Origin of the sequence: Mycolicibacterium chengduense (assembly GCF_033741155.1) — a bacterium.
Classification (GTDB): domain Bacteria; phylum Actinomycetota; class Actinomycetes; order Mycobacteriales; family Mycobacteriaceae; genus Mycobacterium.
The window spans coordinates 64672-90236 of record NZ_JAWQNH010000008.1; the positions used below are offsets into that span (position 1 = coordinate 64672).

General features: G+C 67.2%; 34 protein-coding genes and 1 pseudogene. 3 read left to right on the plus strand and 32 right to left on the minus strand.

Going from position 1 to position 25565, the window contains the following annotated elements; all coding sequences use genetic code 11:
* Positions 1 to 48: 48 nt before the first annotated feature.
* Both SBI67_RS26240 and SBI67_RS26245 read left to right on the plus strand, forming a co-directional pair.
* The gene (locus SBI67_RS26240) at positions 49 to 981 is read left to right on the plus strand and encodes an LLM class flavin-dependent oxidoreductase (RefSeq protein WP_318983398.1); all 933 of its coding nucleotides are present in this window, start codon (positions 49 to 51) and stop codon (positions 979 to 981) included.
* A 124-nt stretch (positions 982 to 1105) separates the two neighbouring features.
* Positions 1106 to 1720, plus strand: a complete 615-nt coding sequence (locus SBI67_RS26245) for a TetR/AcrR family transcriptional regulator (RefSeq protein WP_318983399.1) — start codon at positions 1106 to 1108, stop codon at positions 1718 to 1720.
* 84 nt (positions 1721 to 1804) lie between these two features.
* Here SBI67_RS26245 and rplO read toward each other — a convergent pair whose 3' ends face one another.
* From rplO to rpsJ, 31 genes and pseudogenes are all read right to left on the minus strand, one after another.
* Entirely contained in the window at positions 1805 to 2248 is a 444-nt protein-coding gene (gene rplO / locus SBI67_RS26250; protein WP_318983400.1) for a 50S ribosomal protein L15, read from the minus strand.
* A 7-nt stretch (positions 2249 to 2255) separates the two neighbouring features.
* Positions 2256 to 2435 (minus strand): 50S ribosomal protein L30, encoded by a 180-nt coding sequence (gene rpmD, locus SBI67_RS26255; protein ID WP_024453893.1) that lies wholly within the window; start codon positions 2433 to 2435, stop codon positions 2256 to 2258.
* Positions 2436 to 2437: 2 nt separating this feature from the next.
* A complete protein-coding gene (gene rpsE, locus SBI67_RS26260; RefSeq protein WP_266046615.1) occupies positions 2438 to 3103 on the minus strand; it encodes a 30S ribosomal protein S5 in 666 nt (221 codons plus the stop codon).
* Between the two features lie 25 nt (positions 3104 to 3128).
* Entirely contained in the window at positions 3129 to 3536 is a 408-nt protein-coding gene (rplR, locus tag SBI67_RS26265) for a 50S ribosomal protein L18 (protein WP_318983401.1), read from the minus strand.
* A gap of 3 nt (positions 3537 to 3539) precedes the next feature.
* Entirely contained in the window at positions 3540 to 4079 is a 540-nt protein-coding gene (gene rplF, locus SBI67_RS26270) for a 50S ribosomal protein L6 (protein WP_318983402.1), read from the minus strand.
* 13 nt (positions 4080 to 4092) lie between these two features.
* Positions 4093 to 4491: a 30S ribosomal protein S8 gene (rpsH, locus tag SBI67_RS26275; protein WP_024453889.1), complete on the minus strand. Its 399-nt coding sequence runs from the start codon at positions 4489 to 4491 to the stop codon at positions 4093 to 4095.
* A 71-nt stretch (positions 4492 to 4562) separates the two neighbouring features.
* The gene (locus SBI67_RS26280; RefSeq protein WP_024453888.1) at positions 4563 to 4748 is read right to left on the minus strand and encodes a type Z 30S ribosomal protein S14; all 186 of its coding nucleotides are present in this window, start codon (positions 4746 to 4748) and stop codon (positions 4563 to 4565) included.
* Positions 4749 to 4750: 2 nt separating this feature from the next.
* Positions 4751 to 5317, minus strand: coding sequence for a 50S ribosomal protein L5 (rplE, locus tag SBI67_RS26285; RefSeq protein WP_024453887.1), 567 nt, complete (start codon positions 5315 to 5317; stop codon positions 4751 to 4753).
* A gap of 1 nt (position 5318) precedes the next feature.
* The gene (gene rplX / locus SBI67_RS26290) at positions 5319 to 5636 is read right to left on the minus strand and encodes a 50S ribosomal protein L24 (protein WP_318983403.1); all 318 of its coding nucleotides are present in this window, start codon (positions 5634 to 5636) and stop codon (positions 5319 to 5321) included.
* Positions 5636 to 6004, minus strand: coding sequence for a 50S ribosomal protein L14 (rplN, locus tag SBI67_RS26295; RefSeq protein ID WP_024453885.1), 369 nt, complete (start codon positions 6002 to 6004; stop codon positions 5636 to 5638). Before rplN ends, rplX begins: the two co-directional genes overlap by 1 nt.
* Before the next feature lie 258 nt (positions 6005 to 6262).
* Positions 6263 to 7382, minus strand: a pseudogene (locus SBI67_RS26300) (YeiH family protein).
* Between the two features lie 31 nt (positions 7383 to 7413).
* Positions 7414 to 7542 (minus strand): hypothetical protein, encoded by a 129-nt coding sequence (locus SBI67_RS26305; protein WP_318983404.1) that lies wholly within the window; start codon positions 7540 to 7542, stop codon positions 7414 to 7416.
* 72 nt (positions 7543 to 7614) lie between these two features.
* Positions 7615 to 8469 (minus strand): formylglycine-generating enzyme family protein, encoded by an 855-nt coding sequence (locus SBI67_RS26310; RefSeq protein WP_318983405.1) that lies wholly within the window; start codon positions 8467 to 8469, stop codon positions 7615 to 7617.
* A complete protein-coding gene (locus tag SBI67_RS26315) occupies positions 8466 to 9167 on the minus strand; it encodes a hypothetical protein (protein ID WP_318983406.1) in 702 nt (233 codons plus the stop codon). Before SBI67_RS26315 ends, SBI67_RS26310 begins: the two co-directional genes overlap by 4 nt.
* Entirely contained in the window at positions 9167 to 11518 is a 2352-nt protein-coding gene (locus tag SBI67_RS26320) for an arylsulfatase (protein WP_318983407.1), read from the minus strand. The genes SBI67_RS26315 and SBI67_RS26320 overlap by 1 nt, the downstream gene beginning before the upstream one ends.
* 112 nt (positions 11519 to 11630) lie before the next feature.
* On the minus strand, positions 11631 to 13265 hold the full coding sequence (locus tag SBI67_RS26325; protein WP_413232572.1) for a glycosyltransferase family protein: 1635 nt from the start codon (positions 13263 to 13265) through the stop codon (positions 11631 to 11633).
* A 47-nt stretch (positions 13266 to 13312) separates the two neighbouring features.
* Entirely contained in the window at positions 13313 to 14794 is a 1482-nt protein-coding gene (locus tag SBI67_RS26330; protein WP_318983409.1) for a glycosyltransferase, read from the minus strand.
* Positions 14791 to 16311 carry a hypothetical protein gene (locus SBI67_RS26335; RefSeq protein ID WP_318983410.1) on the minus strand — a complete coding sequence of 507 codons (1521 nt, stop codon included), beginning with the start codon at positions 16309 to 16311 and terminating at the stop codon, positions 14791 to 14793. Before SBI67_RS26335 ends, SBI67_RS26330 begins: the two co-directional genes overlap by 4 nt.
* Position 16312: 1 nt before the next feature.
* A complete protein-coding gene (locus SBI67_RS26340; protein ID WP_318983411.1) occupies positions 16313 to 18256 on the minus strand; it encodes a hypothetical protein in 1944 nt (647 codons plus the stop codon).
* 96 nt (positions 18257 to 18352) lie between these two features.
* Positions 18353 to 18913: an NUDIX hydrolase gene (locus SBI67_RS26345; protein ID WP_318983412.1), complete on the minus strand. Its 561-nt coding sequence runs from the start codon at positions 18911 to 18913 to the stop codon at positions 18353 to 18355.
* Between the two features lie 19 nt (positions 18914 to 18932).
* A complete protein-coding gene (gene rpsQ, locus SBI67_RS26350; RefSeq protein WP_318983413.1) occupies positions 18933 to 19241 on the minus strand; it encodes a 30S ribosomal protein S17 in 309 nt (102 codons plus the stop codon).
* A 2-nt stretch (positions 19242 to 19243) separates the two neighbouring features.
* Positions 19244 to 19477: a 50S ribosomal protein L29 gene (gene rpmC, locus SBI67_RS26355; RefSeq protein ID WP_266046628.1), complete on the minus strand. Its 234-nt coding sequence runs from the start codon at positions 19475 to 19477 to the stop codon at positions 19244 to 19246.
* A complete protein-coding gene (gene rplP, locus SBI67_RS26360; protein ID WP_024453873.1) occupies positions 19477 to 19893 on the minus strand; it encodes a 50S ribosomal protein L16 in 417 nt (138 codons plus the stop codon). The genes rpmC and rplP overlap by 1 nt, the downstream gene beginning before the upstream one ends.
* A 2-nt stretch (positions 19894 to 19895) precedes the next feature.
* The gene (rpsC, locus tag SBI67_RS26365) at positions 19896 to 20708 is read right to left on the minus strand and encodes a 30S ribosomal protein S3 (RefSeq protein WP_318983414.1); all 813 of its coding nucleotides are present in this window, start codon (positions 20706 to 20708) and stop codon (positions 19896 to 19898) included.
* Positions 20708 to 21175, minus strand: coding sequence for a 50S ribosomal protein L22 (gene rplV, locus SBI67_RS26370; protein ID WP_318983415.1), 468 nt, complete (start codon positions 21173 to 21175; stop codon positions 20708 to 20710). Before rplV ends, rpsC begins: the two co-directional genes overlap by 1 nt.
* A gap of 3 nt (positions 21176 to 21178) precedes the next feature.
* Positions 21179 to 21460, minus strand: a complete 282-nt coding sequence (gene rpsS, locus SBI67_RS26375) for a 30S ribosomal protein S19 (RefSeq protein ID WP_010908582.1) — start codon at positions 21458 to 21460, stop codon at positions 21179 to 21181.
* Positions 21461 to 21472: 12 nt separating this feature from the next.
* Positions 21473 to 22309: a 50S ribosomal protein L2 gene (gene rplB, locus SBI67_RS26380; protein WP_318983416.1), complete on the minus strand. Its 837-nt coding sequence runs from the start codon at positions 22307 to 22309 to the stop codon at positions 21473 to 21475.
* Between the two features lie 22 nt (positions 22310 to 22331).
* Positions 22332 to 22634 carry a 50S ribosomal protein L23 gene (gene rplW, locus SBI67_RS26385; RefSeq protein ID WP_024453869.1) on the minus strand — a complete coding sequence of 101 codons (303 nt, stop codon included), beginning with the start codon at positions 22632 to 22634 and terminating at the stop codon, positions 22332 to 22334.
* Positions 22634 to 23302 carry a 50S ribosomal protein L4 gene (gene rplD / locus SBI67_RS26390; RefSeq protein ID WP_318983417.1) on the minus strand — a complete coding sequence of 223 codons (669 nt, stop codon included), beginning with the start codon at positions 23300 to 23302 and terminating at the stop codon, positions 22634 to 22636. The genes rplW and rplD overlap by 1 nt, the downstream gene beginning before the upstream one ends.
* Positions 23302 to 23955, minus strand: coding sequence for a 50S ribosomal protein L3 (rplC, locus tag SBI67_RS26395; protein ID WP_266046633.1), 654 nt, complete (start codon positions 23953 to 23955; stop codon positions 23302 to 23304). Before rplC ends, rplD begins: the two co-directional genes overlap by 1 nt.
* Before the next feature lie 23 nt (positions 23956 to 23978).
* The gene (gene rpsJ / locus SBI67_RS26400; RefSeq protein WP_003883485.1) at positions 23979 to 24284 is read right to left on the minus strand and encodes a 30S ribosomal protein S10; all 306 of its coding nucleotides are present in this window, start codon (positions 24282 to 24284) and stop codon (positions 23979 to 23981) included.
* Between the two features lie 434 nt (positions 24285 to 24718).
* On the opposite strand from rpsJ, the gene SBI67_RS26405 reads away from it, so the two are divergent.
* Positions 24719 to 25210: a hotdog fold domain-containing protein gene (locus SBI67_RS26405; protein ID WP_318983418.1), complete on the plus strand. Its 492-nt coding sequence runs from the start codon at positions 24719 to 24721 to the stop codon at positions 25208 to 25210.
* Here SBI67_RS26405 and SBI67_RS26410 read toward each other — a convergent pair.
* The gene (locus SBI67_RS26410) at positions 25198 to 25563 is read right to left on the minus strand and encodes a YybH family protein (RefSeq protein WP_318983419.1); all 366 of its coding nucleotides are present in this window, start codon (positions 25561 to 25563) and stop codon (positions 25198 to 25200) included. The two genes, SBI67_RS26405 and SBI67_RS26410, sit on opposite strands and share 13 nt — an antisense overlap.
* Between the last annotated feature and the right edge of the window lie 2 nt (positions 25564 to 25565).

The window sequence follows — 25565 nt, forward strand, 5'->3', positions numbered from 1 at the left end:
ATCGCCGCCCGGACCTCATCCGGACGTGATCCGCCGTACCGTGTGCAGGTGCGCTACTCCATCTCTCTGCCACAGCTCGCGGGTGAGGCGTTCGACACCACTGGGGTGCAGGACTATCTGGTGCGTGCCGAGGAACTCGGGTTCGAGGGCGGATGGACCCTCGAGCAGACCGTGGGCCCGGCACCGCTCATCGCACCACTGGAATTACTGGCCTATGCCGCCGCCTGCACGACGCGGCTGCGGCTGGGGGTGGCGGTCCTGGTCACCTCACTGCACGATCCGCTGCAATTGGCCTCGGCGGTCACCGCCGTCGACCGGCTCAGCCATGGCCGCCTGGACCTGGGCGTGGCACCGGGCGGTGGGTCCCGCCAGTTCCCGGCCTTCGGGGTCGACGGGTCGTCGTTCATCGCCAGTTTCACCGAGGGCCTGGAATTGATGAAGGCAGCCTGGTCGGACGAACCGCGGCTGACCTTCCACGGACGTTTCCGCGATGTGGACGACCTCCAGATCGTGCCGAAGCCGGTGCAGCGCCCCCACCCGCCGATCTGGTTCGGCGGGAACGCGCCGGCCGCCCTGGCCAGGGCCGTGCGGCACGGGGACGCGTTTCTGGGTGCCGGCTCGTCCACCACCGCCGCGTTCGCCGAGGCGGTCCACACGCTGCGTCGGGAAATGGACGAACAGGCCAGGGACGCGGCGCATTTCACCATCGGCAAGCGGGTCTACCTGATCGTCGACGACGACCCGTCGCTGGCGTGGGACCGGGTGCTGGCCGGGCTGCACCGGATCTACGGCCGGACCGCGGGCCTCGAGGGCACCGCGGTGGCCGGCACTGTCGACGACGTCGTGCGCGGGCTGACCGAAGTGATCGCGGCCGGCGCCCAGACCATCCTGCTCAATCCGATCGGCGCGACGGTGGCCGAGGACCGCGAACAGATGGAACGCCTTGCAGCCGAAGTGATCCCGCGACTGCCTGAACGATGACCAGACCCGGCGCCCGACGAGCAGAGTATTGGCCTGCCCGACCCCTCGCCCCCCGGCAGGCCAATACGTACGTATTGTTGCACGATCCCGGCGTCCATGCCATCCCGGGCTATACGGTGGGTCGGTGAACCGCCGGCCTCCGGATCCCACGCGCGATCCGGTTGCGTCGAATGTCGAGAAGATCCGCGATGCGGCACTCGTCAGTTTCGCCGCGCGCGGTGTCGGCGCCACGTCGTTGCGCGAGGTCGCGTGCGCGGCCGGTGTCTCCATCGGCCTGGTTCAACACCATTTCGGCACCAAGGCCGGTCTGGTCGAGGCGGTGGATCGGCACGTCGCCGAGGTGCTCCGAACCAGCCTGGCCACCGGGCCGGGCCCGACCACCACCGAGGCTTTCGGCCAGCAGGTCACCACGCTGCTCGCCGAGCACACCACGGCGATGGATTATCTGGCCAGGACGCTGGTGGAGGCCACCCCGACCGGGAACGCCACCTTCGATGCGCTCGTGGCCATGGGCGACGCACGCTGGGAACAACGGGCCGAACACGGATTGCTGCGGTCCGACCTGGACCGCACCTGGGCGACGCTCAATCCGCTGCTGCTGGTGCTCGGCGCGATCATCCTGCGATCGCATCTGGACCGGCACCTGCCCGACCATTTCACCTCGGCGGCCGAGCTGTCCCGGTGGGAGGGCGCCGTCAACGATCTGCTGCGCAGGGGTCAGCTACGGCCCGAGGACTGAAACCGAGGGCACGCCGCCAAACGACACACGCCGACAAACGACAACGGCCCCCGCCGAAGCGGGGGCCGTTCTCGGTGGTACGTCCTACAGCTCGGTCGCAGAGCCGCCGGCGGCGGTGATCGCCTCGCGGGCGCTACCGCTGAACTTGTGGGCGGTGACGTCGACCTTGGCGGACAGCTTGCCGTCGCCGAGAACCTTCACCAGGACGTTCTTGCGCACCAAGCCCTTGGCCACCAGCTCGTCGATACCGACGGTGCCGCCCTCGGGGAACGCCTTGCCGAGGTCGCAGATGTTGACGACGGCGTACTCGGTGCGGAACCGGTTACGGAAACCCTTCAGCTTGGGCAGCCGCATGTGGATCGGCATCTGGCCACCCTCGAACGTCGCGGGGACGTTCTTGCGGGCCTTGGTGCCCTTGGTGCCGCGGCCCGCGGTCTTACCCTTGGACCCCTCACCACGACCGACACGCGTCTTGGCGGTCTTCTCGCCGGGCGCCGGCTTCAGGTCATGCAGTTTGATAACGCTCATGATCTTCCTAGACCTCCTCAACCACGACGAGGTGATGCACGGTCTTGATGAGGCCGCGAGTCTGGGCGTTGTCCTCACGGACCACCGACTGGCGGATCTTGCGCAGACCCAGCGTGCGCAGGCTTTCGCGCTGCTTCCAGCGGGCACCGATGGTGCCCCGCACCTGGGTGATCTTCAGTTCAGCCATTGTTATGCCGATCCTTCACGCGCGGCCGCAGCGGCCAGCGCCTCGCTCTCGCGACGGGCCTTGAGCATTCCGGCCGGCGCGACATCCTCGATGGACAGACCACGACGGGCCGCCACCTCTTCGGGGCGCTGAATCATCTTCAGCGCGGCAACGGTGGCATGCACCACGTTGATCGCGTTGTCGCTACCCAGCGACTTCGCCAGAACGTCGTGCACGCCGGCACATTCGAGCACCGCGCGGCACGCACCGCCGGCGATGACACCGGTACCCGGGCTGGCCGGTCGCAGCATCACGACACCAGCCGCGGCCTCACCCTGAACCGGGTGGACGATGGTGGCGCCGATCAGCGGAACGCGGAAGAAGTTCTTACGCGCTTCCTCGACACCCTTGGCGATGGCGGCCGGAACTTCCTTGGCCTTGCCGTAGCCGACGCCGACCATGCCGTTCCCGTCACCGACGATGACCAGAGCGGTGAAGCTGAAGCGCCGACCACCCTTGACCACCTTGGAGACGCGGTTGATGGTGACAACGCGCTCGATGTAGTTGCTCTTCTCGCCGCGGTCGTCACCGCGACCACGGCCGCCACGATCGTCGCGGCCCCGGCCGCCGCGATCTCCGCGGCCGCCGCGATTGTCCTGCGCCGAACCGGCGCCAGCCTGCTCGGCCATCATGCAGTCCTCTCGTTGAATGTCATCAGAACTTCAGCCCGCCTTCGCGCGCGGCATCGGCCAGCGCGGCGATGCGACCGGCGTAGGTGTACCCACCGCGGTCGAACACCACGGCCTCGATACCGGCGGCCTTGGCGCGCTCGGCGATCAGCTGACCGACGCGCGTGCTGACGGCCTTCTTGTCGCCTTCGACGGCACGCACATCGGCCTCGATCGACGACGCGGCGGCCAGCGTGGTGCCGGTCAGGTCGTCGATGAGCTGGACGTGGATGTGCCGCGCCGAGCGGTTCACCATCAGCCGCGGCGTGGTGGCGGTGCCTTCGACCTTCTTGCGCAGCCGCGCGTGGCGGCGCAGGCGCGCGGTGCGCCGGGTCTCGGAGATGTTCTGCCCCACCGGCTTACGGGTGGTGGCTTCGGTCTTCGTGGTAGCCATGGGTTACTTACCTGTCTTTCCGACCTTGCGGCGGATCTGCTCACCCTCGTACCGCACGCCCTTGCCCTTGTACGGGTCGGGGCGGCGCAGGCGACGGATGACCGCCGAAATCTGGCCGACCTTCTGCTTGTCGATGCCGGACACCGAGAACTTGGTGGGCGTCTCCACCGCGAAGGTGATGCCCTCCGGCGCCTCGATCAGCACCGGGTGGCTGTAACCGAGCGCGAACTCCAGGTTGGAACCCTTGAGCGCGACGCGGTAACCGACGCCGAAGATCTCCATCTTGGTGGTGTAGCCCTGGGTCACCCCGGTGACCAGGTTGGCCACCAGCGTGCGCGACAGCCCGTGCAGCGAGCGGTTGCGGCGCTCGTCGTTGGGGCGGGTCACCACGATGGCGCCCTCGTCGTTGCGGCTCACCTCGATGGGCTCGGCGACGTCCAGAGCCAGGACGCCCTTGGGCCCCTTGACCGACACCTTCTGGCCTTCGATGGTGACATCGACCCCGGCGGGAACCGGGACCGGCTGCTTTCCAATACGCGACATGTTGTGTTTCCCCCTACCAGACGAAAGCGAGGACTTCGCCGCCCACGCCCTGTCGAGCTGCCTGGCGGTCGGTGAGCAGGCCAGAAGACGTGGAGATGATCGCCACGCCAAGGCCGCCGAGCACCCGGGGCAGATTGGTGGATTTTGCGTAGACCCGCAGGCCGGGCTTGCTCACCCGGCGCAGGCCGGCGATGCTGCGCTCACGGCTGGGGCCGTACTTGAGCTGCACCACCAGGGACTTGCCGACGCGGGCGTCCTCGGTGCGGTAATCGGAGATGTAGCCCTGCTCCTTGAGGATCTCGGCGATGTTCGCCTTGATCTTCGAGTGAGGCAGCGTCACCTCGTCGTGATACGCCGAATTGGCGTTACGCAGACGTGTCAAGAAGTCTGCGATGGGATCGGTCATCGTCATGACAGCCGGTTCACCTTCCTCGCGGCGGTTCCCAGTCAGGGCCTACCGTGTTAATCAGTAATGAATGCTGGTTACCAGCTGGACTTCTGCACGCCGGGCAGTTCGCCGGCATGCGCCATCTCGCGCAAGCAGATTCGGCACAGGCCGAACTTGCGGAAGACCGCGTGCGGACGACCGCACTTGTTGCAACGGGTGTAACCGCGCACCGCGAACTTCGGCTTCTTCTGAGACTTGTTGATCAGAGCTTTCTTGGCCATGCTCAGTTCTCCTTGAACGGAAAGCCGAGAGCCCGCAGCAGCACTCGTCCTTCATCGTCGGTCGTCGCCGAGGTGACGACGGTGATGTCCATGCCCCGCGGGCGGTCGATCGAGTCCACGTCGATCTCGTGGAACATCGACTGCTCGTTGAGACCGAAGGTGTAGTTGCCGTTGCCGTCGAACTGCTTGGGGCTCAGGCCGCGGAAGTCGCGGATACGCGGCAGCGCGATCGAGACCAGCCGGTCGAGGAACTCCCACATCCGGTCGCCACGCAGCGTGACGCGGGCCCCGATGGGCATACCCTCACGCAGCTTGAACTGCGCGATCGACTTGCGGGCCTTGCGGATCTCCGGCTTCTGGCCGGTGATCAGGGCGAGGTCGTTGACCGCGCCGTTGATCAGCTTGGCGTCGCGAGCGGCGTCACCGACACCCATGTTCACGACGACCTTCACCACGCCCGGGATCTGCATCACGTTGGCGTAGTTGAACTCGTTGTTCAGCGCATCGCGGATCTCTTCGCGGTACCGCTGCTTCAGCCGCGGCTGGACCTTGTTTTCTACGGTGGTCATGTCAGATGTCCTTGCCATTGCGCTTGGAGACGCGGATCTTCTTGCCGGACTCCTCGTCGACGCGGTAGCCGATGCGGGTCGGGTTGCCGTCGGAGTCGACGACCATCACGTTGGACACGTGGATCGGTGCCTCCTGCGTGACGATGCCGCCCGAGGAGGCGCCCCGCTCGTTCTGCGACTGCGCGGTGTGCTTCTTGATCCGGTTGACGCCTTCGACGAGAACCTTCTCGCGGGTCGGGTAGGCCTCGATGACCTTGCCCTTGGCACCCTTGTCCTTACCGGAGATGACGAGCACGGTGTCGCCCTTGTGCACCTTCATTACAAAACCTCCGGAGCCAGCGAGACGATCTTCATGAAGCGCTTCTCGCGCAGTTCACGACCGACGGGCCCGAAGATGCGGGTGCCGCGGGGGTCGTTGTCGTTCTTGATGATGACGGCGGCGTTCTCGTCGAACTTGATGTAGCTGCCGTCGGCGCGGCGGCGCTCCTTGACGGTGCGCACCACGACGGCCTTGACGACGTCACCACGCTTGACGTTGCCGCCCGGGATGGCGTCCTTGACGGTCGCCACGATGATGTCGCCGATGCCGGCATAGCGCCGCGACGAGCCACCGAGAACCCGGATGCACAAGATCTCCTTGGCACCCGTGTTGTCGGCGACCTTCAGCCGCGATTCCTGCTGAATCACTCGATCTCCTGACCTGGGTTTGTGTGCACGCCAGATACCGACCTGGACGTACGCGGTCTTTGTCACCCGAGGGCACGCAGGGTTTTCCCACACGGAGATAACCGAGGTCTGCCCCAGGCAACCCCTAGATACTAGGCGACGAGCCCCGCAGCACCAAATTGCTGCGGTTTTACCGGCGCACGCGGGCCGCGAACAGCGAAATGGTCGCGCTCCGGGAGCGGAGAGCGACCATTCTGCCGGTTTCGGCGCGGGCCGTCGTCAATGCCCGCCCACTCCCCAGCCGAGAACGCGGGACGTCAGCAGCACCAACCCCAGCGACACCACCGCCACCACCACCAGGCCCACCACCGCCACCAGCAGCGGTCGCCAGCCGGTCCTGGCGATCTGGCGGATGTCGGTGGACAGGCCCACCCCGGCGAACGTCAGCAGGAAGGCCCACTTCGACACGTTGGCCACGTTGGTGAGCTGGCCCTTGCTGAGCAGCCCTGCCGTGGCCACCGCCGATACGGCGAGGAAGCCCAGCACGAATTTGGGGAACTTCGCCCATACGAAGGCCGCCTTGGCGCCGATGCCGGGGGCCAGCTCGTCGGCCTCCCCCCCTGGCGGCCCAGTACAACGCGAAGCCGAGCACCACGAACCCGATGAGCGCGTTGCGCACGGATTTCACCAGCACGGCGATCTTGCCCGCCTCGTCGGAGAACAGGTAGCCGGTCGCGGTGGTCTCCGCGGTGTTGTCGACGGCAAGACCGGCCCACAGACCGAATTCGTGATCGCTGAGCCCGAGCAGGTGCCCCAGCGGCGGCAGCACGAACAGCGCCACCGCACCGAGTGCCAGGATGGCCGCGATGGCGTAGCTGACATCGGAGTTGCGGGCCCGGATGGCGCCCTTGGCGGCGATGATCGCCGACACCCCACAGATCGAGGTGCCGATCGCCAGCAGCGATCCGAGCTTGCCGGACAACCCGAACCACCGGGCCGCCAAGATGATGATGGTGCCGGCGACCGCCATGTCGACCACGATCTGCACCAGGCTGATACCACCGAGTTTCAGGACGTCACCGAGGACGAACCGCGACCCGAGCGCGACGATTCCGACCTTCAGCCAGAACTGGTAGGTGAGCACGCCGGGACGGAAAACTCGATGCAGCCCAACGGTATTCGCGATGACCAGGCCAATCACGATGGCCCACAACACGAATTCGATATCGGGCACGTGCCAGTGCAGCCGCTTACCCAAGGCCAGCCAGCCGATCTCGGCGTATTTACCGGCCAGCCCGACGGCGATCAGCAGCAAGATGCCCGGCAGGTAGTCCACCGGGCGGCTGCTGGTGAACGCCACATCGTTTTCGACAGTCCGGTCGACGGCGGTGGTACTCATGCGCGTTCTCCGAAGCGTCGCTCGCCGGCCATCAGAACGGAATCCTCGGCAGCGCCCCGGCCACCGCGAGCGCGGTGATGCCCAGCCCGAGAATCGTTGCCCACCAGTCGGACCCCACCCGGGCCAGCCAACCGGCGCCGGGCACTTGCTCGTCTGTCATGGCGTCAGGCTGCCGCACCCCGACCCGTTCACCCAGGTATGGAATCGTGCTGAGAAATACTCTCAGCGACGGTCACACCGCGCAGCGGAATCCGATATGCGTGGTCGCGGTGTCCCGTGACTGCGGCGAGCGGGCGGCCGGCCGGTACCGGTGGCAGTACTCCGGGGCGCACAGATGCGATCCGCCCTTGAGCGCCTGGCTGACCCCCGGGTCGTCATCCGGCAGGCAGCACGGGTTGGCCAACCGACCGGTGAACTCGGTGGCCGTCCACTCCCACACGTTGCCGATCATGTCGACCAAGCCGAATCCGTTGGGCGCAAAGGTGCCCACCGGCGATGTCCCCACCCAGCCCGCGGCCCCGTCGTTGCGGTACGGGAACGCGCCCTGCCAGGTGTTGGCCATCAGCGCGCCACCGGGTTTCACGTCGTCCCCCCAGGCGTAGATGGATTCCGCCCCGGCCCGGGCCGCGTACTCCCACTCCGCCTCGGTGGGCAGGCGTCGGCCCGCCCAGGCGGCGTAGGCCAGCGCGTCGGCGTAGGCCACCTGGACGACGGGGTGGTCGGGGGCGGCCTGCCCCCGCTCCGGCCCGAACGGGTGGCGCCAGCTGGCGCCGGGCGCCCAATCCCACCACTGCCGCCAGTTGCGCAGATCGACCGGACCGGCGGTGGGCCGGAACACCATCGCGCCGGGCGCCAGGTCGGCGGCCGACACACCGGGATAGCGCGCCGGGTCCATCGGCCGTTCGGCCACCGTCCGGTAACCGGTGGCCTCGACGAACGCCGCGAACTGCGCGGTGGTCACCGGGTGCCGCTCGATCGCGAAGGGGGCCACCTCGGCGGTGCGGACCGGCGCCTCCTCCGGGTAGAAATCGGCACTGCCCATCCGGAACGTCCCACCCGCCAGCTCGACGAGATCGGTCACGGTCATGGGATGCGGATCTGGAAGTCCCCGGCGAGCAGTTCGGCGGCGCCGTCGAATCCCGGTGTCCCGGTGGGTGCGGTGGTGTGCACCGACACCAGGTAGTTACCCGCGTTGGTCCAAACGTGCACCACCCGGTCGACGAACTCGACGGCATTCTGCGGGGTGTCCGACCACGCGCCGAGCAGCTTTTGCCCGCTGTACTCGCACAGCTCGGCGGGCAGCACGCTGATCGAGCTGACCGCCGCCTCGGCCATCATGCGGGCGGCGTACTCCTCGAACGCCTTGGCCGGCTCCAGCGAGGTGGCCGCGATGGTGATCGTGGCGTTCATCCCCTGCGGGCCGGTGAGGTGGCCCGCGATATCGCCGCTGCCGCCCTGCATCGACCAACCGTCCGGGACCGGCACCGTGACCACCGGCGCCGCTGCGTCGGCCACCTGCGCCACGAAGCCGATCTGCGGCTTGTGTTCCGGTTCGCACGTCACCGCCTGGGCGGGGAGCTGCGCGCGGCTGGTGGGGACCACGCCGTAGTTGGACGAGTCCGGGTCACCGAGGGTCGACGGGCCGGGCCGGTCGGCGACCGCCGATGCGCCCCGGGCGGCGACCGGATTTCCGGTGCTGGTGCGCACACACCCGGCGGCGACGACGAGGACGGCAGCCGCCCCGGCGACCGCCACGGCGTGCGTCAACGTCTCGAAACGTGTCATCAGTCCTTCGCGAATGCCTGGGCCAACTCCCTTTGCACATCACGGTACGGCGCACCGGAGATGTCGACCACCACCTTGGCGATTGTCCCACCGGTGAACGCGAACGGTGCCCGATACGCACCGGACACCGTCTGGCCGGTGTTGCGCCCGACGGCGATCCCGCTGCCGGACAGACCGAAACTGCCGGGATGGGTGCGCACACCGGCGCGGGTGGCCACCACGGTGTCGTCCACGTGCAAGGTGATGTCCCCGACCGGCGTGTGGCTGCCCTCGACGGTGCCGGTGCGGTCGTAGCGCACCCCGAAGAGGTGGGCGCCCAGCGGCACCGGCGCCTCGGCCGACACCCGCTGTTCGTCCTCGCCCATGAAGTTGTACACGTACTGCAGCCGGCCGTCCTGGATGAACAGCACGTGCCCGCCATGTCCGGCACCATGTTTGAACAGCACACCCTCGGCGTCGGGGGTGTCGACGCTGACCTCGGCCAGCACCGAGAACGACTGACCGCGCAGTTCGGCGGCGGCGCCCGTACCGACCTCCGCGGTGTCCGGGTAGTAGGTGAAACTGGTCCGGTCGGCCGACAGATGGGGCCGCCACCGGCCGAGCGTCTCGAAGATGTTCAGATCACCCAGCGGCAGCCCGTTGTACTTGGCGGCCTCGGCGAACCACATCGCCTTGAGTTCCTCCAGCTTGTCCGGATGCTGCCCGGCCAGGTCCCGGCATTGGCTGCGGTCGGATTCGATGTGGAACAGTTCCCACCGGTCGGCGTCGAAGTGGCTCCACCCGGCCGGTGACGCGGCGTGCACGGTGTTGGCGAACCAGCCGTCGTGCCAGATGCCGCGGGTGCCCAACATCGTGTAGAACTGCGTGCGTTTGCCCGTGTCGGCAGCGCTATCCCCAAGAGCTGCTTTGAAACTCACCCCGTCGAGCGGTTTCTGGGCGATACCGCCCACCTCGGCGGGTGCGGTGATACCGAGCAGGTCGTACACCGTCGGCGTGATATCGCAGACGTTGACGTACTGGTCCCGCACCTCGCCATGGGCATCAATTCCCTTGGGCCAGCTGATGATCGCGGTGTCGGCGATACCGCCCTCGTGCGAGGCGTAACGCTTGAACAGCTTGTAGGGCGTGTTGAAGGCCATCGCCCAGCCGATCGGATAGTGGTTGTAGGTGTCCGGACCGCCGAGCTGGTCGTAGAAGCGCATGCTCTCTTCGACCGTGTCGATATAGCCGTTGAAGAACTTGTTCTCGTTGACCGACCCGTTGGGGCCGCCCTCACCACTGGCACCGTTGTCGGAGATCACCACGATGATGGTGTTGTCCAGCTGGTCGGATTCCTCGAGATAGTCCAGGATTCGTCCGATCTGGGCATCGGTGTAGGACAGGAACCCGGCGAACACCTCGGCCATCCGGGCGAACAGCCTCTTCTCCTCGTCGTCGAGCGTGTCCCAGGGCCGCACGGTGTCCTGCAGCGGCCACGGTTCGCCGTTCGGTCCCTTGACATCCAGATACGGGTTGACGGGTGAGAGCTCGGTGTCGGGCGGCACGATGCCGAGCTTCTTCTGGTTCTCCAGGACCAGTTCGCGGTAGCGCTCGTAGCCCATGTCGAACGTGCCGGCGTAGCGGTCCGCCCACTCGGCGAACACATGGTGCGGGGCGTGTCCGGCGCCCGGGCACAGGTAGGAGAACCACGGCTTGTCCGGGGCGATCACCTTGGAGTCGCGGATGAATTCGATGGTCTTGTCGGCCAGATCCTTCGACAGGTGGTAGCCCTGCTCGGGTGTTGCCGGCGGGGCCACCGGGTGGTTGTCGTAGACGAGGTCGGGATACCACTGGTCGGTCTCGCCGCCCATGAACCCGTAGAAGCGCTCGAACCCGCGCCCCAGCGGCCAATGCCGCTTGGTGGCGGCCAGGTTGGACTCCTCCAGCGGAGTCAGGTGCCATTTGCCGATGGCATAGGTGTTGTATCCCCGTTCGGCCAGCACCTCGGACAACAGGGCGGTGTCGGCAGGGATGCGACCGTTGCAGTTGGGGAACCCGTCGGTGAATTCCTCGATGGTGGCCATTCCCACGGTGGTGGGGTTGCGGCCGGTGAGCAACGACGCCCGGGTCGGCGAGCACAACGCCGTGGTGTGGAATTGGGACAGCCGCACGCCCTTGTCCGCGATCCGGCGCATCGCCGGCATCTGCACCAATCCCCCGAAGCAGTCCCACGTCGCGATGCCGGTGTCATCCCAGACCAGGTACAAGATGTTGGGGGCGCCGGGTGGGGCGGTGGGCGCGGCGTACGGCGTCCAATCCGGCTCGGAATCCCGGATATCCACTGCAATCTTGCCGTTGAACTCAGATGCCATGGCAACCTCATTACGGTCGTCGGACCCGCCGTGTACTCGACGGTCGCCCGGACACTACACCTGCCGGGTAGGACGCGCCTGAGAAAATTGACGCCGGCGACACCCGAATTCGTCAGGCCATCGGGTCGGCCGGTTCGTTCACCCGGTACAACCGCCAATCCGGTTGGCTGTCGCCGTCGTTGGGAATCTCCAGCTCCAGCGTCGCCACGTCGGCGCCCGTCTCGTAGAGCGTCGAGAAGCGCTGGTTGAGCGCATCGGAAGCCCCGCGGCCGGTCGGCGGAACCGCCAACAGGTATTTGATGCCGTGCGCCGACGGGTCGTTGAGCAGGCGGACGAAGTCGGGATCGGACGGCACCACGAAGATCCGCGGATTCTGCGATGCGACGACCACCGCGAAGCCGTACACCGTGTCGGTGATCACCGAACTGTCCGGCAGGGCAAGGTCGTCGAGGTAACGGGCAATCTCGCGCTCGGTGGAGAAGGTGGCGACGATGCGTCGCTCCACCGCCTTCTGCGGGCTCACCGAATCCGGTTCGGGACGCAACACCGTGCCCAACGCGTACTCCTGGGGCGCGTAGTGGGGCAACATCATCCCCCACCCGGTCACCGGCACCGCGACGGCGGCCATCGCGACGACGGCGACGTACCCGAAGCGGCGACCGCCCTGCGGGCCGACCGCGACCGGCGGCGAGTTCTTACCGCGCCGTTTGGGTTCGGCCAGTTTGCCGTCCGGGACGGCCAGCAGCGCCAGGGTCGCCGCGAACGGGATCGCGACGATGTAGAAGCGCAGGAACGGAAAGGTGGCGCCGCTGGCGAAGGTGTAGGTCTGGAAAGCCAGCACCGCCGTGTACATCAGCACGGGCACCGCGAGCACGCCGCTCCGGGGGCCACGCGCCCGCGACAGACCGGCCCAGGCGGCGATGGGCAGCAGGGTGGGCGCCAACAGCGTGATGCAGATCGCCGCGAACGCGACGCCGCCTCCGAAGCTGGTGGCCGCGGCCCCGCCGGACTGTTTGAGGATGGCGGAGTTTCCGTACTGGGAGCTGAATTGCGCGAAGGCGTTCCCGGTGATGAGCCAGCTGGTGGCGGCCCAGCCGACGAAGGCGACAAACCCGGGCAGGCTGACCAACATCACGTCCAACACCGCGCGTCGGACGCGGGGTGCCCGGCGGGCCCGCAGATACGTCGTCACGCCGACCAGCACACCGGCGGCGGCGACGGTGCCCACCGCGTCGTACCTGGTGAGATAGGCCAGCCCCATCGCGATACCGCCCGCCGCGATCAGATGGTGCACATCGTCATCGGTCATCCACAGGATGAGGCGACGCACCGCCCAGGTCAGGAAGAAGATGAACGGCGCTTCACTCATCCCGTTCGAGCCGTAGAAGACGATCATCGGGTTCAGCGCGAACAGCGCCGTGATGGCCACGACATAGCCGCGCGGCAGGCCGCGGTCACTGCCCGTCGAGAAGATCTGCACCACCGCGCCGGCCATGAAGATCGCCGACATGATGGTGCCGGCGTACGCCCGCGCGGTCAGGTCCGGCCACCACGGGGCCAGCACCATCGCGGGTATCTCCACCATCGCGGTGAGTGGCGTGAAGATGAACCCGATGGCGGCCAGGTGCGGATCCCGGCTGTGGAGCACGCTTTCGGCCGCCTGCACCCGCGACAGCGCGTCACCGAGGATGAAACCGTGCCGCACCTGCAGCCAGTACCCGACCGCCAGGTAGGCCGCCAGAGCCATCACGTAGGCCAGCCATCTGCACTGGTGGTCCGACAACCGGGGCCGGCTCACGCGGCCGGCTCCGGGTCGGCGTCCGGTTTCGCGGCCAGACCGTGGAACGTCTTCTCCCAGTACGACGGATTTCGGATGATCTGATACACCCCCTTGGCGGCGGCGATGCTCATCATCAGCCAGAACGCCGGGACCGTCACCGCGGGGACCAGCAGGTCCGACCGGTCATCCTCACGCAGGGCGACGAGGTTCATGTAAATGGTGGCCGCGTTGCCGAGCACCAGCGCGATCAGCGCCGGGAAGTACACGATGGGCGGGAACACCGCCCCGACAACCGCAGGCTGGCCCAGGAACCACAGCACGGTGATGAGCCAGAACACCAGGTTGAGCACCGCGATGATCGGGGTGCCGGCCAGCACGAGGTTGAACCGCAGGAAGCTACGCGGGCCGAGGATCCGGTACAACCGCAGTGGTTGGCGGATATGCACCAGCCACGTCTGCAAATAGCCCTTGTACCAACGCGATCGCTGCCTGATCCAGTTGATCGGGTCGGAATTGGCCTCCTCTTGCGTGGCGGAGTCGATCACGGCGGTGTGATACCCCGATGCGTCGATGCGCAGGCCGAGGTCGGCGTCCTCGGTGACATTGAACGGATCCCAGGCCCCGATCTGATCCAGGATGTCACGACGCAGATGATTCGAGGTGCCGCCCAACGGAATCGGTGACGTGCTGCGCATCATGCCGGGCAACAGGTAGCCGAACCACAACCCGTACTCGGCGGTGAACCATCCGGTGAGGATGTTCTGATGCCCGTTGTGATACTCCAATTTCGCCTGGACACAGGCGATGTTGTCGGGCAGGGCGGCGAAGGCGGCCGCCACTCGGCGCAGCTGCAGCGGTTCGGGCAGATCCTCGGCGTCGTAGATGGTGACGATCTGGCCGGTCGCGAAGTACAGGCCGTAGTTGCATGCCTTGGGTTTGGTCCGCGGCTCGGCCGGCGGGACCAGTACGATGCTGATGATCTCCGATTCACCGCAGGCCCGGGCGGCGGCGATGGTGACGTCGTCGTCGGCTTCCAACAGCAGCAGCACCTGCAGCTTGTCGCGCGGGTACTCCAGCGCTGCCATCGCCCCGATCAGGTCACCGACGACCTCAGGCTCGTTGTAGGCCGGCACCAGAATGGTGTAACTGGGCAGGTCGGCATCAGAGATGGCGCGCGCCTGCTCATCGCCGATGGTGATCGGCCGCGACGCCAGGCCTTCCCGGAAGATCAGCACCCGGTCGGTCATCGTCAGGACGTAGCCGAAGGTGCACAGCCCGATCAGGGCGACCGCCGTGTGCATCGGGAACAGCACGGCACACGTCAGCGTGACGCCCAGCAGGGTGAGCAGGGTGGGTTTCTGCCAGCCCCAGACCGCTCGGGACGCCGACTGCATCGGATGGTCCTCGCGCAGCGCGTTGATGGCGCGGTCGAGGGCGTAGGCGCGCTGTTCGTCGGTCAGCCTGGCGTCGGTGGGCAGCGGGAGGTCGACGGTCACGGCGCCACCGCCAGCGGCTCCAGCTGCGCGCGAACCAGAGCGTGGCCGAAATCGGTGAGCAGGTCGTCGTCCTTGATGTTCGGATCGTCGGCGGCCTCGGCCGAGTTCCCGCGGAACAGCACGGTGAACAACGAGTTCAGCGTCGGGGCCACGCCACCGGTGGGTTGCGGGAAGGGGGCCCAATCCTCGTGATTGTCCACCGCAGCCACCAGGATCCGCCGGCTCACGGCCCCGTTGGTCCACGTCCACTGCAGGCCATCCCAGGTAACCAGCAGGCTGTCGTCGATCACCGAGAAGAGATCGGCGTGCACCCCGTAGCCGAGATCCACCGGGCGCAGTCCGCTGAGTCGGATCCCGCTGACCCGGTACAGCATCCGACTCGGATAGACGTCCAGCGCGAACGGCCGCAGGGTGGTGATGCTGTCGACCATGACCGTCCGCGGTCGCGAAAACTTGTCGTAGGCTGGGTTCCCGGTCTCGGCCACCATCTTCTGCCGGGTGAGATACGCGCCGTGACCGTAGAAGCGGCTCACCCAGTCGTAGCGCTGAGTTTCGACGATCCGCCAGCCCGGTGGGGCGCTCGGCGGCGTGTCGAAGGTCATCGCCTCGACCCGGGCCGGCGTGGACAGTCCGATATCGGGCAGCCGGACGAGGGACAGCGGGATGGCGATCAGCACGACCAACGGCACAGCCGACCAGATCTGCCGCGCGGCAAGGGGTCCGATCTTCCGATCGAGCACCCGTTTGGATTGCCCCCGGCGGGCTGCCAGAAACATCACCGCCCCGACCACACAGATCGAGGTGAGCGCGGGAACGTACTGGTATACAAGTACATTCGCGTCCGGCCAGAACACCGTCAGCAAGCCGAGCACCGCCAGACCGACCAGCCAGGCCAGATTGGACCCCACCATCCCGCGACTGACCTTGCGCCCGACGGCGGTGGCGGCGGCAGCCGCGCCGATCACCATGGTGCCCACACCGGCAGCCAACCGATTGCCGCCCAACAGGATCACGGTGACGTAGTACGGCAGCGGGAACACCATGAACAGGACGAGCCAGGCCCAGCCGAACCGGATCACCGGGCGCAAGCCGAACAACGCGACACTGGCGCTGACGACGAACAGCCACATCGCCACCAGGTCCAGCCGCAACAGATGGAAGTACAGGCTGTAGCGCTGCAGGAGCACCCCGTTCACGAGCAGGGCCATCACCAAACCCATTGTCGCGACGATGATGTCGGTCTGCCGGTCGTGGATGGGCAATTCGGTGCGGTGCCGCCGTGCAATTCCGATGGCAGCCAACAGTGCCGAGATGGGCACCAACCAGACATAACCCCCGATACCGCCACCGACCGTGGTCGCCCACGCGCTGGCCAGCGAGCGATGGAATGCCGCCACGGTGGTGATCGCGATGAAGCCCCACCGCAGCACCATGCGCGTCACCGGGTGCAGGTTCTGTACCGACCGGTTGCGCAACGACCACCGCACCTGTCCCGGTATCTCGGTGCCGGCCGTCATCTCAGCCGTCCTTGGCGCGGCGCCGTTCCCGGATCCGCACCCAGACCGTCAACACCGCGACCGCCGCCAACAGCACGCCACCGGCCCACCACCATTTCGTGGCCGACGACGGCCCGGTGGACGGATCCGGCTGCCCGGTGGTGTCCGCCGCAGTCACGGTGACGGGCGCCCGGCCCGCCGCCGACACCACAGCCACCCCGTCGATGATCGACCAGCGCCGCTCGTCGGCGCTCAGCCAGCTCAGGAGTTCGTCCAGTTGGCCCGACGCCCCGTTGGACGTGGCGACGAGTACCGATCGGCCACCGACGAACGCCGTCTGCAGTGAGGCGAACTTCAAGCCGGGCTCCAGCGTGAGGGTGGTGGCATCGCCGTCGTGGAACGCGTTGACCGTCATCGGGACCGCGTCCGGCACCATCACGGGCAGTGGCATCTCGGGATGGTCCCACTTGTCCGGTGAGATGAGCACGGCGGGATTGGGTGATGCGATGGCCTTGTCCAAGGGGACGACCGTGGTGTCGATCGGCAGGCTGCTGAGGCGTTGCAACCCGGTCATGATCTGCACCGCCCGCACCGTGTCGGCGAAGACATGGTCGTTGACACCGATCTCGACCTTGGGCATCAACGCCTGGGGCAACGACTGGAAGCCGGCCGGTACGGGCGGTTTCGCGAGCTCGCTCAGCACGGTGCTCGCACCGTCGATGGTCAGCGTGACGGGCTGGAACTCGCCACATCGTCCGGTGTTACCGGAGATGTTCACCTGCACGTTCAGCGTGGTGAAGCGCTGCATCAACCGGTCCGGCACGTCCACCCAGCGATCGATCGCGCCGCTGGCGTCGGCCGGCCACCGAGCGATCGTCTCGCCGGCGATCGATGCGACGACCTGTCCGCCGATGCTGTCCGGCAGCGGGGTGTACGAGCCCTGCAGATGGACCCGGATGTTGTGCGCCGACCGTCCCAACCGCGTCTGGTCCAGCGTGATCCCGACCTGCGGATTCAGCGCCACCGCGTTGACGCCTGGCTGGCCCAGCTTACGGATGGTGGTCTCGTCACCTGGCAACTGCGGGACCGCATTCAGCGGCCCCACAACAGCTTTGGACGTGACTGCGTAGCGGGCCAGTCCGCTGGTGATGAGCCTGACCTGGTTGATCAGGGCGTCCGACGGCCCGGTGATGAGCAGGGCGGGCAGGCCGGCGGACCCGGAGAGCGACACGCCTGCATCGGGGCCCTCGGAGACGACGATGTGCCGCTCGAGCGCACTGCCGCTGCCGGGAGTGCGGCCGGCCGGCGCGGGCAGCGGCACCATCTCGACGGCCGGGTACTGCTTGCCGTACCGCGCGACGACGGCGGTGGCCAGCGCAACGGCTGCATCGGCTTCGGTGAGCGATGGCTGCGCGCCGACATAGATCACCAATTTGCGTAACACCGGGGGCAGGAAATCCGCGACCACCGTCGGCGCTTGTTCCACTCCGGCGTAGGTCACCGTGACATTGGTGAGCCGCAACGGATTCGTCGGGTCGAGGCAGTATCCGTCCAGCGGTAGGAGGTAACTGCGCAGCAACACCGTGATCGCGTTGTCGACGACCTCGACGCCGGCCAACGGTATGACGACCGGTCCACGCTGCGCGGGCACCTGCACCCGGGCCAGCACCCGATTGTCTTGGCTCACCGTGACATCGGCGCTACGCACATAGACGGGCAGTTCGGCGGTGATGTTGAGCGAGGTGGGTGTCATCCCCGCGGGCACCGGGATGGTCAGAGTGGACGTGCCGATCTGCCCATAGAACAACAGGTCTGAGTCCAGGCCGAGGTCGGTGAGGGCAAGCGTCGGTGAATCGGCCAGCCACGGCTGATCCGGCGCCGCGCGAACGTCGGCGGGAACAGGCGCCATGAGCATGACCGCGACAGCGGCCAGTGTCCCGAGAATCGCGCAGATTCGCCGCACCATCGGGCAAACGATATGCGGTGCGGCGTCGTTTGACTGGCAAGTCGTCGAACTCGTCTCGCCCGGGCGGGCGTGGCGGCAGCTGACGTCGCGATCAGCTCAACCGATCAGCAAGTTCGGCAACAGGATTCGGGTATCCGGCACGAAGGGCCAAGTTGGGTCGGCCAACCGGTCGCGCAGCTGCGCATCGGTCCACCACCAGCCCTCGGCTACCTCTTCTGGCTGATGCCGGACAGGCCCGTCGGAACGCACCTGGTAGGCGAACAGGTGACACCGCATCGGCCTGCCGGCCCATTGCCCGTCCCAGGCCACGGCCGCCACGTCGGTGAGCGGCACCCCGGTGATACCGAGTTCCTCACCGAGCTCGCGGGCGGCGGCCTCGCGCGGTCGCTCGCCGGGCCCCACAACTCCCCCGGCCAGACAGTCGTGCATCCCGGCGAACACCGACTTGTTGTCGGTCCGCCGGTGCACGTAAAGCCGGCGCCCGTCGAGCGACCGGACCAGCACGCCCGCACTGGCGTGCCACAGCCCCTCGGCGTACACCCGTGATCGCGGGGCCGCACCGATGACGACACCGGCCGCGTCGTATACCGCGATCAGCTCGTCGGCCGCCGGACGCAAATGTCCCCCAGAACCGGGTCGGTCCTGGGGGACATTCATGTCTGCTCGCGCAGTGTGGCTACTTGGCGCGCTCGAGCACCTCGACCAGCCGCCACCGCTTGGTGGCCGACAGCGGCCGGGTCTCCATCAGCGAGACGCGGTCGCCGACACCGGCATCACCGTTCTCGTCGTGCGCCTTGACCTTGCTGGTGGTCCGGATGATCTTGCCGTAGAGCGGGTGGCTCTTGCGCGACTCCAGCTCGACGACGATGGTCTTCTCCATCTTGTCGCTGACCACGTAGCCGATGGCGGTCTTACGACGGCCGCGCGGCTGCTCGGTGGCCGGCGTGTGCTTGGCGCCGGCCTCTTTCTTGGTTGCGTCTGCCATTTTTACGAATCCTCACCGACGGGTCCGGCGGCCAGACCCAGTTCACGTTCACGCAGCACGGTGTAGACCCGTGCGATCTCCTGGCGGACGACACGCAGCCGCCGGTTGTTGGCCAGCTGCCCCGTCGCCATCTGGAAGCGCAGGTTGAACAGCTCTTCCTTCGACTCGCGCAGACGAGTGACGAGCTCCTCGTCGGTCAGCTCACGCAGTTCGCCCGGCGTAACTCCAACTGCCATCAGAACTGCTCCTCTCGTGTCACGATGCGTGCCTTGATCGGCAGCTTGTGGATGGCGCGGGTCAGCGCGTCCCTGGCGATCTTCTCGTCCGGGTAGCTCAGCTCGAACAGCACGCGTCCGGGCTTGACGTTGGCGACCCACCATTCCGGCGAACCCTTACCCGAACCCATGCGGGTTTCGGCGGGCTTCTTGGTCAGCGGGCGGTCCGGGAAGATGTTGATCCACACCTTGCCGCCACGCTTGATGTGCCGGTTGATGGCGATACGGGCCGACTCGATCTGCCGGTTGGTGATGTAGGCGTGCTCCAGTGCCTGGATGCCGTAGTCACCGAAGCTGACCGAGGTGCCGCCGCTGGCGATGCCACGCTGCTCCGGGTGGTGCTGCTTGCGGTGCTTGACCTTGCGGGGAATCAACATGATTAGTTCTCCGTGCTCTCAGCGGGGGCCTCGGTGGCTTCCGCTGCACCCTCGTTGGCGGCGCGGCCGGCGTCGGTGCTCGTCGCCGTGGTCCCCGACGCACCGCTGCGGCGCGGGCGGGTGCCCGACGGACGGTCCCGGCGCGGCCGGTCGGCGGCCGGCGCGGCGGCGGTCAGCTCACGCTTGCCACCGACGATGTCGCCCTTGTAGATCCACACCTTCACGCCGATCCGGCCGAAGGTGGTCTTCGCCTCGTAGAGGCCGTAGTCGATGTCCGCGCGCAGCGTGTGCAGCGGGACGCGACCTTCGCGGTAGAACTCCGAGCGGCTCATCTCCGCACCGCCGAGGCGGCCGGAGCACTGCACCCGGATGCCCTTGACGTTGGGCTGACGCATGGCCGACTGGATCGCCTTGCGCATCGCCCGGCGGAAGGCCACGCGGTTGCTCAGCTGCTCGGCGACACCCTGGGCCACCAGCTGCGCGACCGCCTCCGGCTGCTTCACCTCGAGGATGTTCAGCTGGACCTGCTTGCCGGTCAGCTTCTCCAGGTCGGCGCGGATGCGGTCGGCCTCGGTGCCGCGGCGGCCGATCACGATGCCGGGACGCGCGGTGTGGATATCCACGCGGACCCGGTCACGGGTGCGCTCGATCTCCACGTCGGCGATGCCGGCACGCTCCAGGCCGGTGGCCAGCAGGCGGCGGATCGCGACGTCTTCCTTGACGTAGTCCGCGTACTGCTTGTCGGCGTACCAGCGGGACTTCCACTCGGTGGTGATGCCGAGGCGGAAGCCGTGCGGGTTGATCTTCTGGCCCACTACTCCGAGCCCTCCTTCGAATCGGTGGCCTTCGCAGCAGCAGCCTTGCTGCCCTGTGCGCGACGGGTACGCGCGGTGGAACCGGCAGCACCCTTCTCGCTGCCGTTGCGCGGCGGCCGGCTCTCCACGATCACGGTGATGTGGCTGGTGCGCTTGCGAATCCGGAAGGCGCGCCCCTGGGCGCGCGGACGGATGCGCTTGGCGGTCGGGCCACCGTCGGCGTGGATGGTGGCGACCACCAGGGTCGCCGGGTCCAGGCCGTCGTTGTTCTGCGCGTTGGCGGCCGCACTGGCGATCACCTTGGCGACGGTCACGCTGGCGTCCTGGGGAGCCCAGCGCAGGATGTCGAGCGCCTCGGTCACGGACTTGCCGCGGACCAGGTCGATGACCCGGCGCGCCTTGGTCGGCGAGAACGGCACGAAACGCGCCACCGCTTTCGCGGACGGGTATTCAGTCGTCGTAGTCATGGCCTACCGCCGCTTCGCTTTCCGGTCGTCCTTGATGTGACCCTTGAACGTGCGGGTCGGGGCAAATTCGCCGAGCTTGTGCCCGACCATCGCCTCGGTGACGAACACCGGCACGTGCTTGCGGCCGTCGTGGACGGCGAAGGTGTGGCCGATGAAGTCCGGGATGATGGTGGACCGGCGCGACCAGGTCTTGATGACCTGCTTGGTGTTCTTCTCGTTCTGGACGTCGACCTTCTTGAGCAGATGGTCGTCGACGAACGGGCCCTTCTTCAGGCTGCGTGGCATCGCTATTTACTCCTAGCGCTTCTTGCCGGTGCGCCGGCGACGGACGATGAGCTTGTCGCTGGCCTTGTTCGGCTTGCGAGTGCGGCCCTCGGGCTTGCCCCACGGGCTCACCGGGTGACGACCACCGGAGGTCTTACCCTCACCACCACCGTGCGGGTGGTCGACCGGGTTCATCACGACACCACGGACGGTGGGGCGCTTGCCCTTCCACCGCATACGGCCGGCCTTGCCCCAGTTGATGTTCGCCTGCTCGGCGTTGCCCACCTCGCCGACGGTGGCGCGGCAGCGCACGTCGACGCGACGGATCTCACCGGAGGGCATACGCAGCGAGGCGTAGGTGCCTTCCTTGCCGAGCAGCTGGATGCTGACACCGGCCGAGCGGGCCAGCTTCGCACCGCCGCCGGGCCGCAGCTCCACGGCGTGGATGACGGTACCGGCTGGGATGTTGCGCAGCGGCAGGTTGTTACCCGGCTTGATATCGGCGTTGGCGCCCGACTCGATGATGTCGCCCTGCTTCAGTCCCTGCGGCGCGATGATGTAGCGCTTCTCGCCGTCCAGGAAGTGCAGCAGCGCGATGTTCGCGGTGCGGTTGGGGTCGTACTCGATGTGCGCGACCTTGGCGTTGACGCCGTCCTTGTCGTTACGACGGAAGTCGATGACGCGGTAGGCGCGCTTGTGGCCGCCACCCTTGTGCCGCGTGGTGATGCGGCCGTGGGCGTTACGGCCACCGGTGCCGTGCAGCGGGCGGATGAGCGACTTCTCCGGAGTGGAACGAGTGATCTCGGCGAAGTCGGAGACGCTCGAACCGCGACGACCCGGGGTCGTCGGCTTGTACTTGCGAATTCCCATGTCTCTAAATCTCTCTCCCGGACTACGCCGGGGCTCCGAACAGGTCGATCGGCTTGCTGCCCGGCGCCAGGGTCACGATCGCGCGCTTGGTGCTCTTGCGCTGGCCGTAGCCGGTGCGGGTGCGCTTGCGCTTGCCCTGCCGGTTGGCGGTGTTCACCGAATCGACCTTGACGGAGAAGATCTTCTCGATGGCGATCTTGATCTGCGTCTTGTTCGAATCCGGGTGCACCACGAACGTGTACACGTTGTCCTCGATCAGTCCGTAGGACTTCTCCGAGATGACCGGGGCCAGGATGATGTCGCGGGGGTCAGTCACGGTTGCCATCAGGCCGACACCTCCTCTTTCTGGTCCTTCGCGTCCTTGGTGTGCGCGGCGATGTAGGCGTTGAGCGCCTCGACCGAGAACACGATGTCATCGGCATGCAGCACGTCGTACGTGTTGAGCTGATCGGGCGAGAGCACGTGCACACCCGGAAGGTTGCGCACACTCTTGGCACCGACCTCGTCGGCACGGCCGATGACCACCAGGACGCGCTTGCGATCGGTGAGCGAGCCGAGGAAACCCTTGGCGCTCTTGGTCGACGGCGTCTGGCCGGCCACCAGTTCGGTGACGGCGTGGATCCGCTCGTTGCGGGCCCGGTCCGAGAGCGCCCCGCGCAGGGCGGCGGCGATCATCTTCTTGGGCGTGCGCTGGCTGTAGTCACGCGGCTTCGGGGCGTGCACCGCGCCACCACCGGTGAACTGCGGTGCGCGGGTCGAGCCCTGACGGGCGCGGCCGGTGCCCTTCTGGCGGTACGGCTTCTTGCCACCGCCGGACACCTCACCGCGGGTCTTGGCCGAGTGCGTGCCCTGACGGGCGGCCGCCAGCTGGGCGTTGACCACCTGGTGCAGCAGCGCGATGTTGGCCGGCGCATCGAAGAGCGCGGCCGGAAGCTCGACGGAGCCGTCCTTCTTGCCGTCCGGGGTGTGGACGTCAATCTTCAAAGAAGTCATTACTTCTCACCTCGTTTGATCGCGGTGCGGACCACGACCAGTCCACCGGTGCGTCCGGGGACGGCACCCTTGATCAACAGCACGCCGTTCTCGGCGTCGACCTTGTGCACCTTCAGGTTCTGGGTGGTCACGCGGTCGTTACCCATCCGACCCGACATCCGGGTGCCCTTGAAAACACGGCCCGGGGTGGCGCAGCCACCGATCGAACCGGGACGGCGGTGCACGGCCTGAGCACCGTGCGCGGCGCCCTGGCCGGCGAAACCGTGCCGCTTCATCGTGCCGGCGAAGCCCTTGCCCTTGCTGGTGCCGGTCACGTCGACGTACGCGCCGTCGGCGAAGATCTCGGCGGTCAGCTCCTGGCCGACCTCGTACTCGGCGGCAGCAGACTCGTCATCGAGCCGCAGCTCGGCCAGGTGCCGGCGCGGGTTGACGCCCGCGGCGGCGAACTGACCGGTGACCGGCTTGTTGACCTTGCGCGGGCTGATCTCGCCGTAGGCGAGCTGCACGGCGCTGTAACCGTCGCGCTCGGGGGTGCGGATGCGGGTCACCACATTGGGTCCGGCCTTGACGACCGTCACCGGGACGACTTTGTTGTTCTCGTCGAACACCTGCGTCATGCCCAGCTTGGTGCCCAGAATGCCTTTTCTAGCCATTTCTCTGGATTCTCCTGGGATGCCTATTGGATGTTGACGTCGACGCTGGCCGGCAGGTCGATACGCATCAAGGCGTCGACGGTCTTCGGCGTCGGGTCGAGAATGTCGATAAGGCGCTTGTGGGTACGCATCTCGAAATGCTCCCGCGAGTCCTTGTACTTATGGGGGGACCGGATGACGCAATACACGTTCTTCTCGGTCGGCAGCGGCACCGGGCCGACCACGCTGGCGCCCGTACGGGTGACCGTCTCGACGATCTTGCGCGCCGAGGCGTCAATCGCCTCATGGTCGTAGGCCTTGAGCCTGATGCGGATCTTCTGTCCCGCCACGCTTCTCCTACCTCACTACTACGGGCTTTTCGCGCCTGGGCGCGAAGAAACCTCTGTGTTCGTGCGTCACGCACATGTGCGTGACGCTGGCTATGCCGCCGCTGTTTACCTGTCTCTGGTTCACCGACCCCCGCGCTCGGGTGTGTCGCCCTCACGCACACTCGCCCGCGCCTGAATTCAAGGTCACGATCGAGGTGGGGACCGGGTGCGCCCATACGAGCGCGGGTCGGATGCCCTGGCGGGCAGAACCCGGCTCAAGGCAACCCGAACAGTATGCCCCAGATCGGGGCGTCCTCCAAATCCCGGCCCGACCGGCCGCTACCGCCATCGGCGCTGCCGGCGAGGCTGAAGCCAGGACCCCTCGTGAACCACATCGTGTTCCTGGCCTCAGCCTCGGGCGATGGCCCTATCTTACTGCACAGTAAGGTCTTCATATGACGGCTTTGAGCCCTACGTATCGCGCCTGGCAGCAGCTGTCCGGGCGGCCCGGAGGCACCCGCATCTTCTCGGCGGCGGCGATGCTGCGCGTCCCGTACTTCGCGTCGGTGCTGCCGCATGTCCTGCGAATGGAGCCGGGCCGCGCCGAGGTGGCCGTACCCAAGTGGTTCTTCGTCTACAACCACCTGCACACCGTGCACGCGATCGCGTCGTGCAACGCGGCCGAGGTGGCGATGGGTATGGCCATGGAGGCCACCGTGCCCACCACCCACCGCTGGATCCCCAAGGCGATGACCGTGCAGTACCTGGCCAAGGCCACCAGCTCGCTGCGTGCGGTCGCACACTTCGACGTGCCGGATTTCGCCGCCATCACCGAAGGCACCGAGCTGGTGGTGCCGGTACGCATCACCGACCGCGACGGCACCGAGGTGGTGCACGCCGAGATCACCACCTGGGTGACGCCGCAGGCCGGCGGTCAGTCCAGATAGGTGCCGTGCCCCTCACGCACCAGGTCGCCGTCGAAGATCAGCACCTCGTTGACCAGCCGGCCGCGGTGGTTGCGGTAGTTGATGACGATGCTCGAGACGCCGCGATAGACGGCGACGACCTCGAAATGCAGGTCCGGCAGCTGCGCCAGGGCGCGGGTCCAATAGTCGCGTAGGGCGGTCTTGCCGCGCACCACTCCCCCGCTGCCGGGCACCACCCGTTCGGCCACCGGTGAGGTGAACACCACGTCGTCGCGAAAGTGCGCGAGCACCGCCTCGACATCGTGGGCGTTCCAGGCGTCCACCCAGACCTGCGCGAAGTCGTCCGCGCCCTCCATGCCGGCCGTGCCGCCCATGT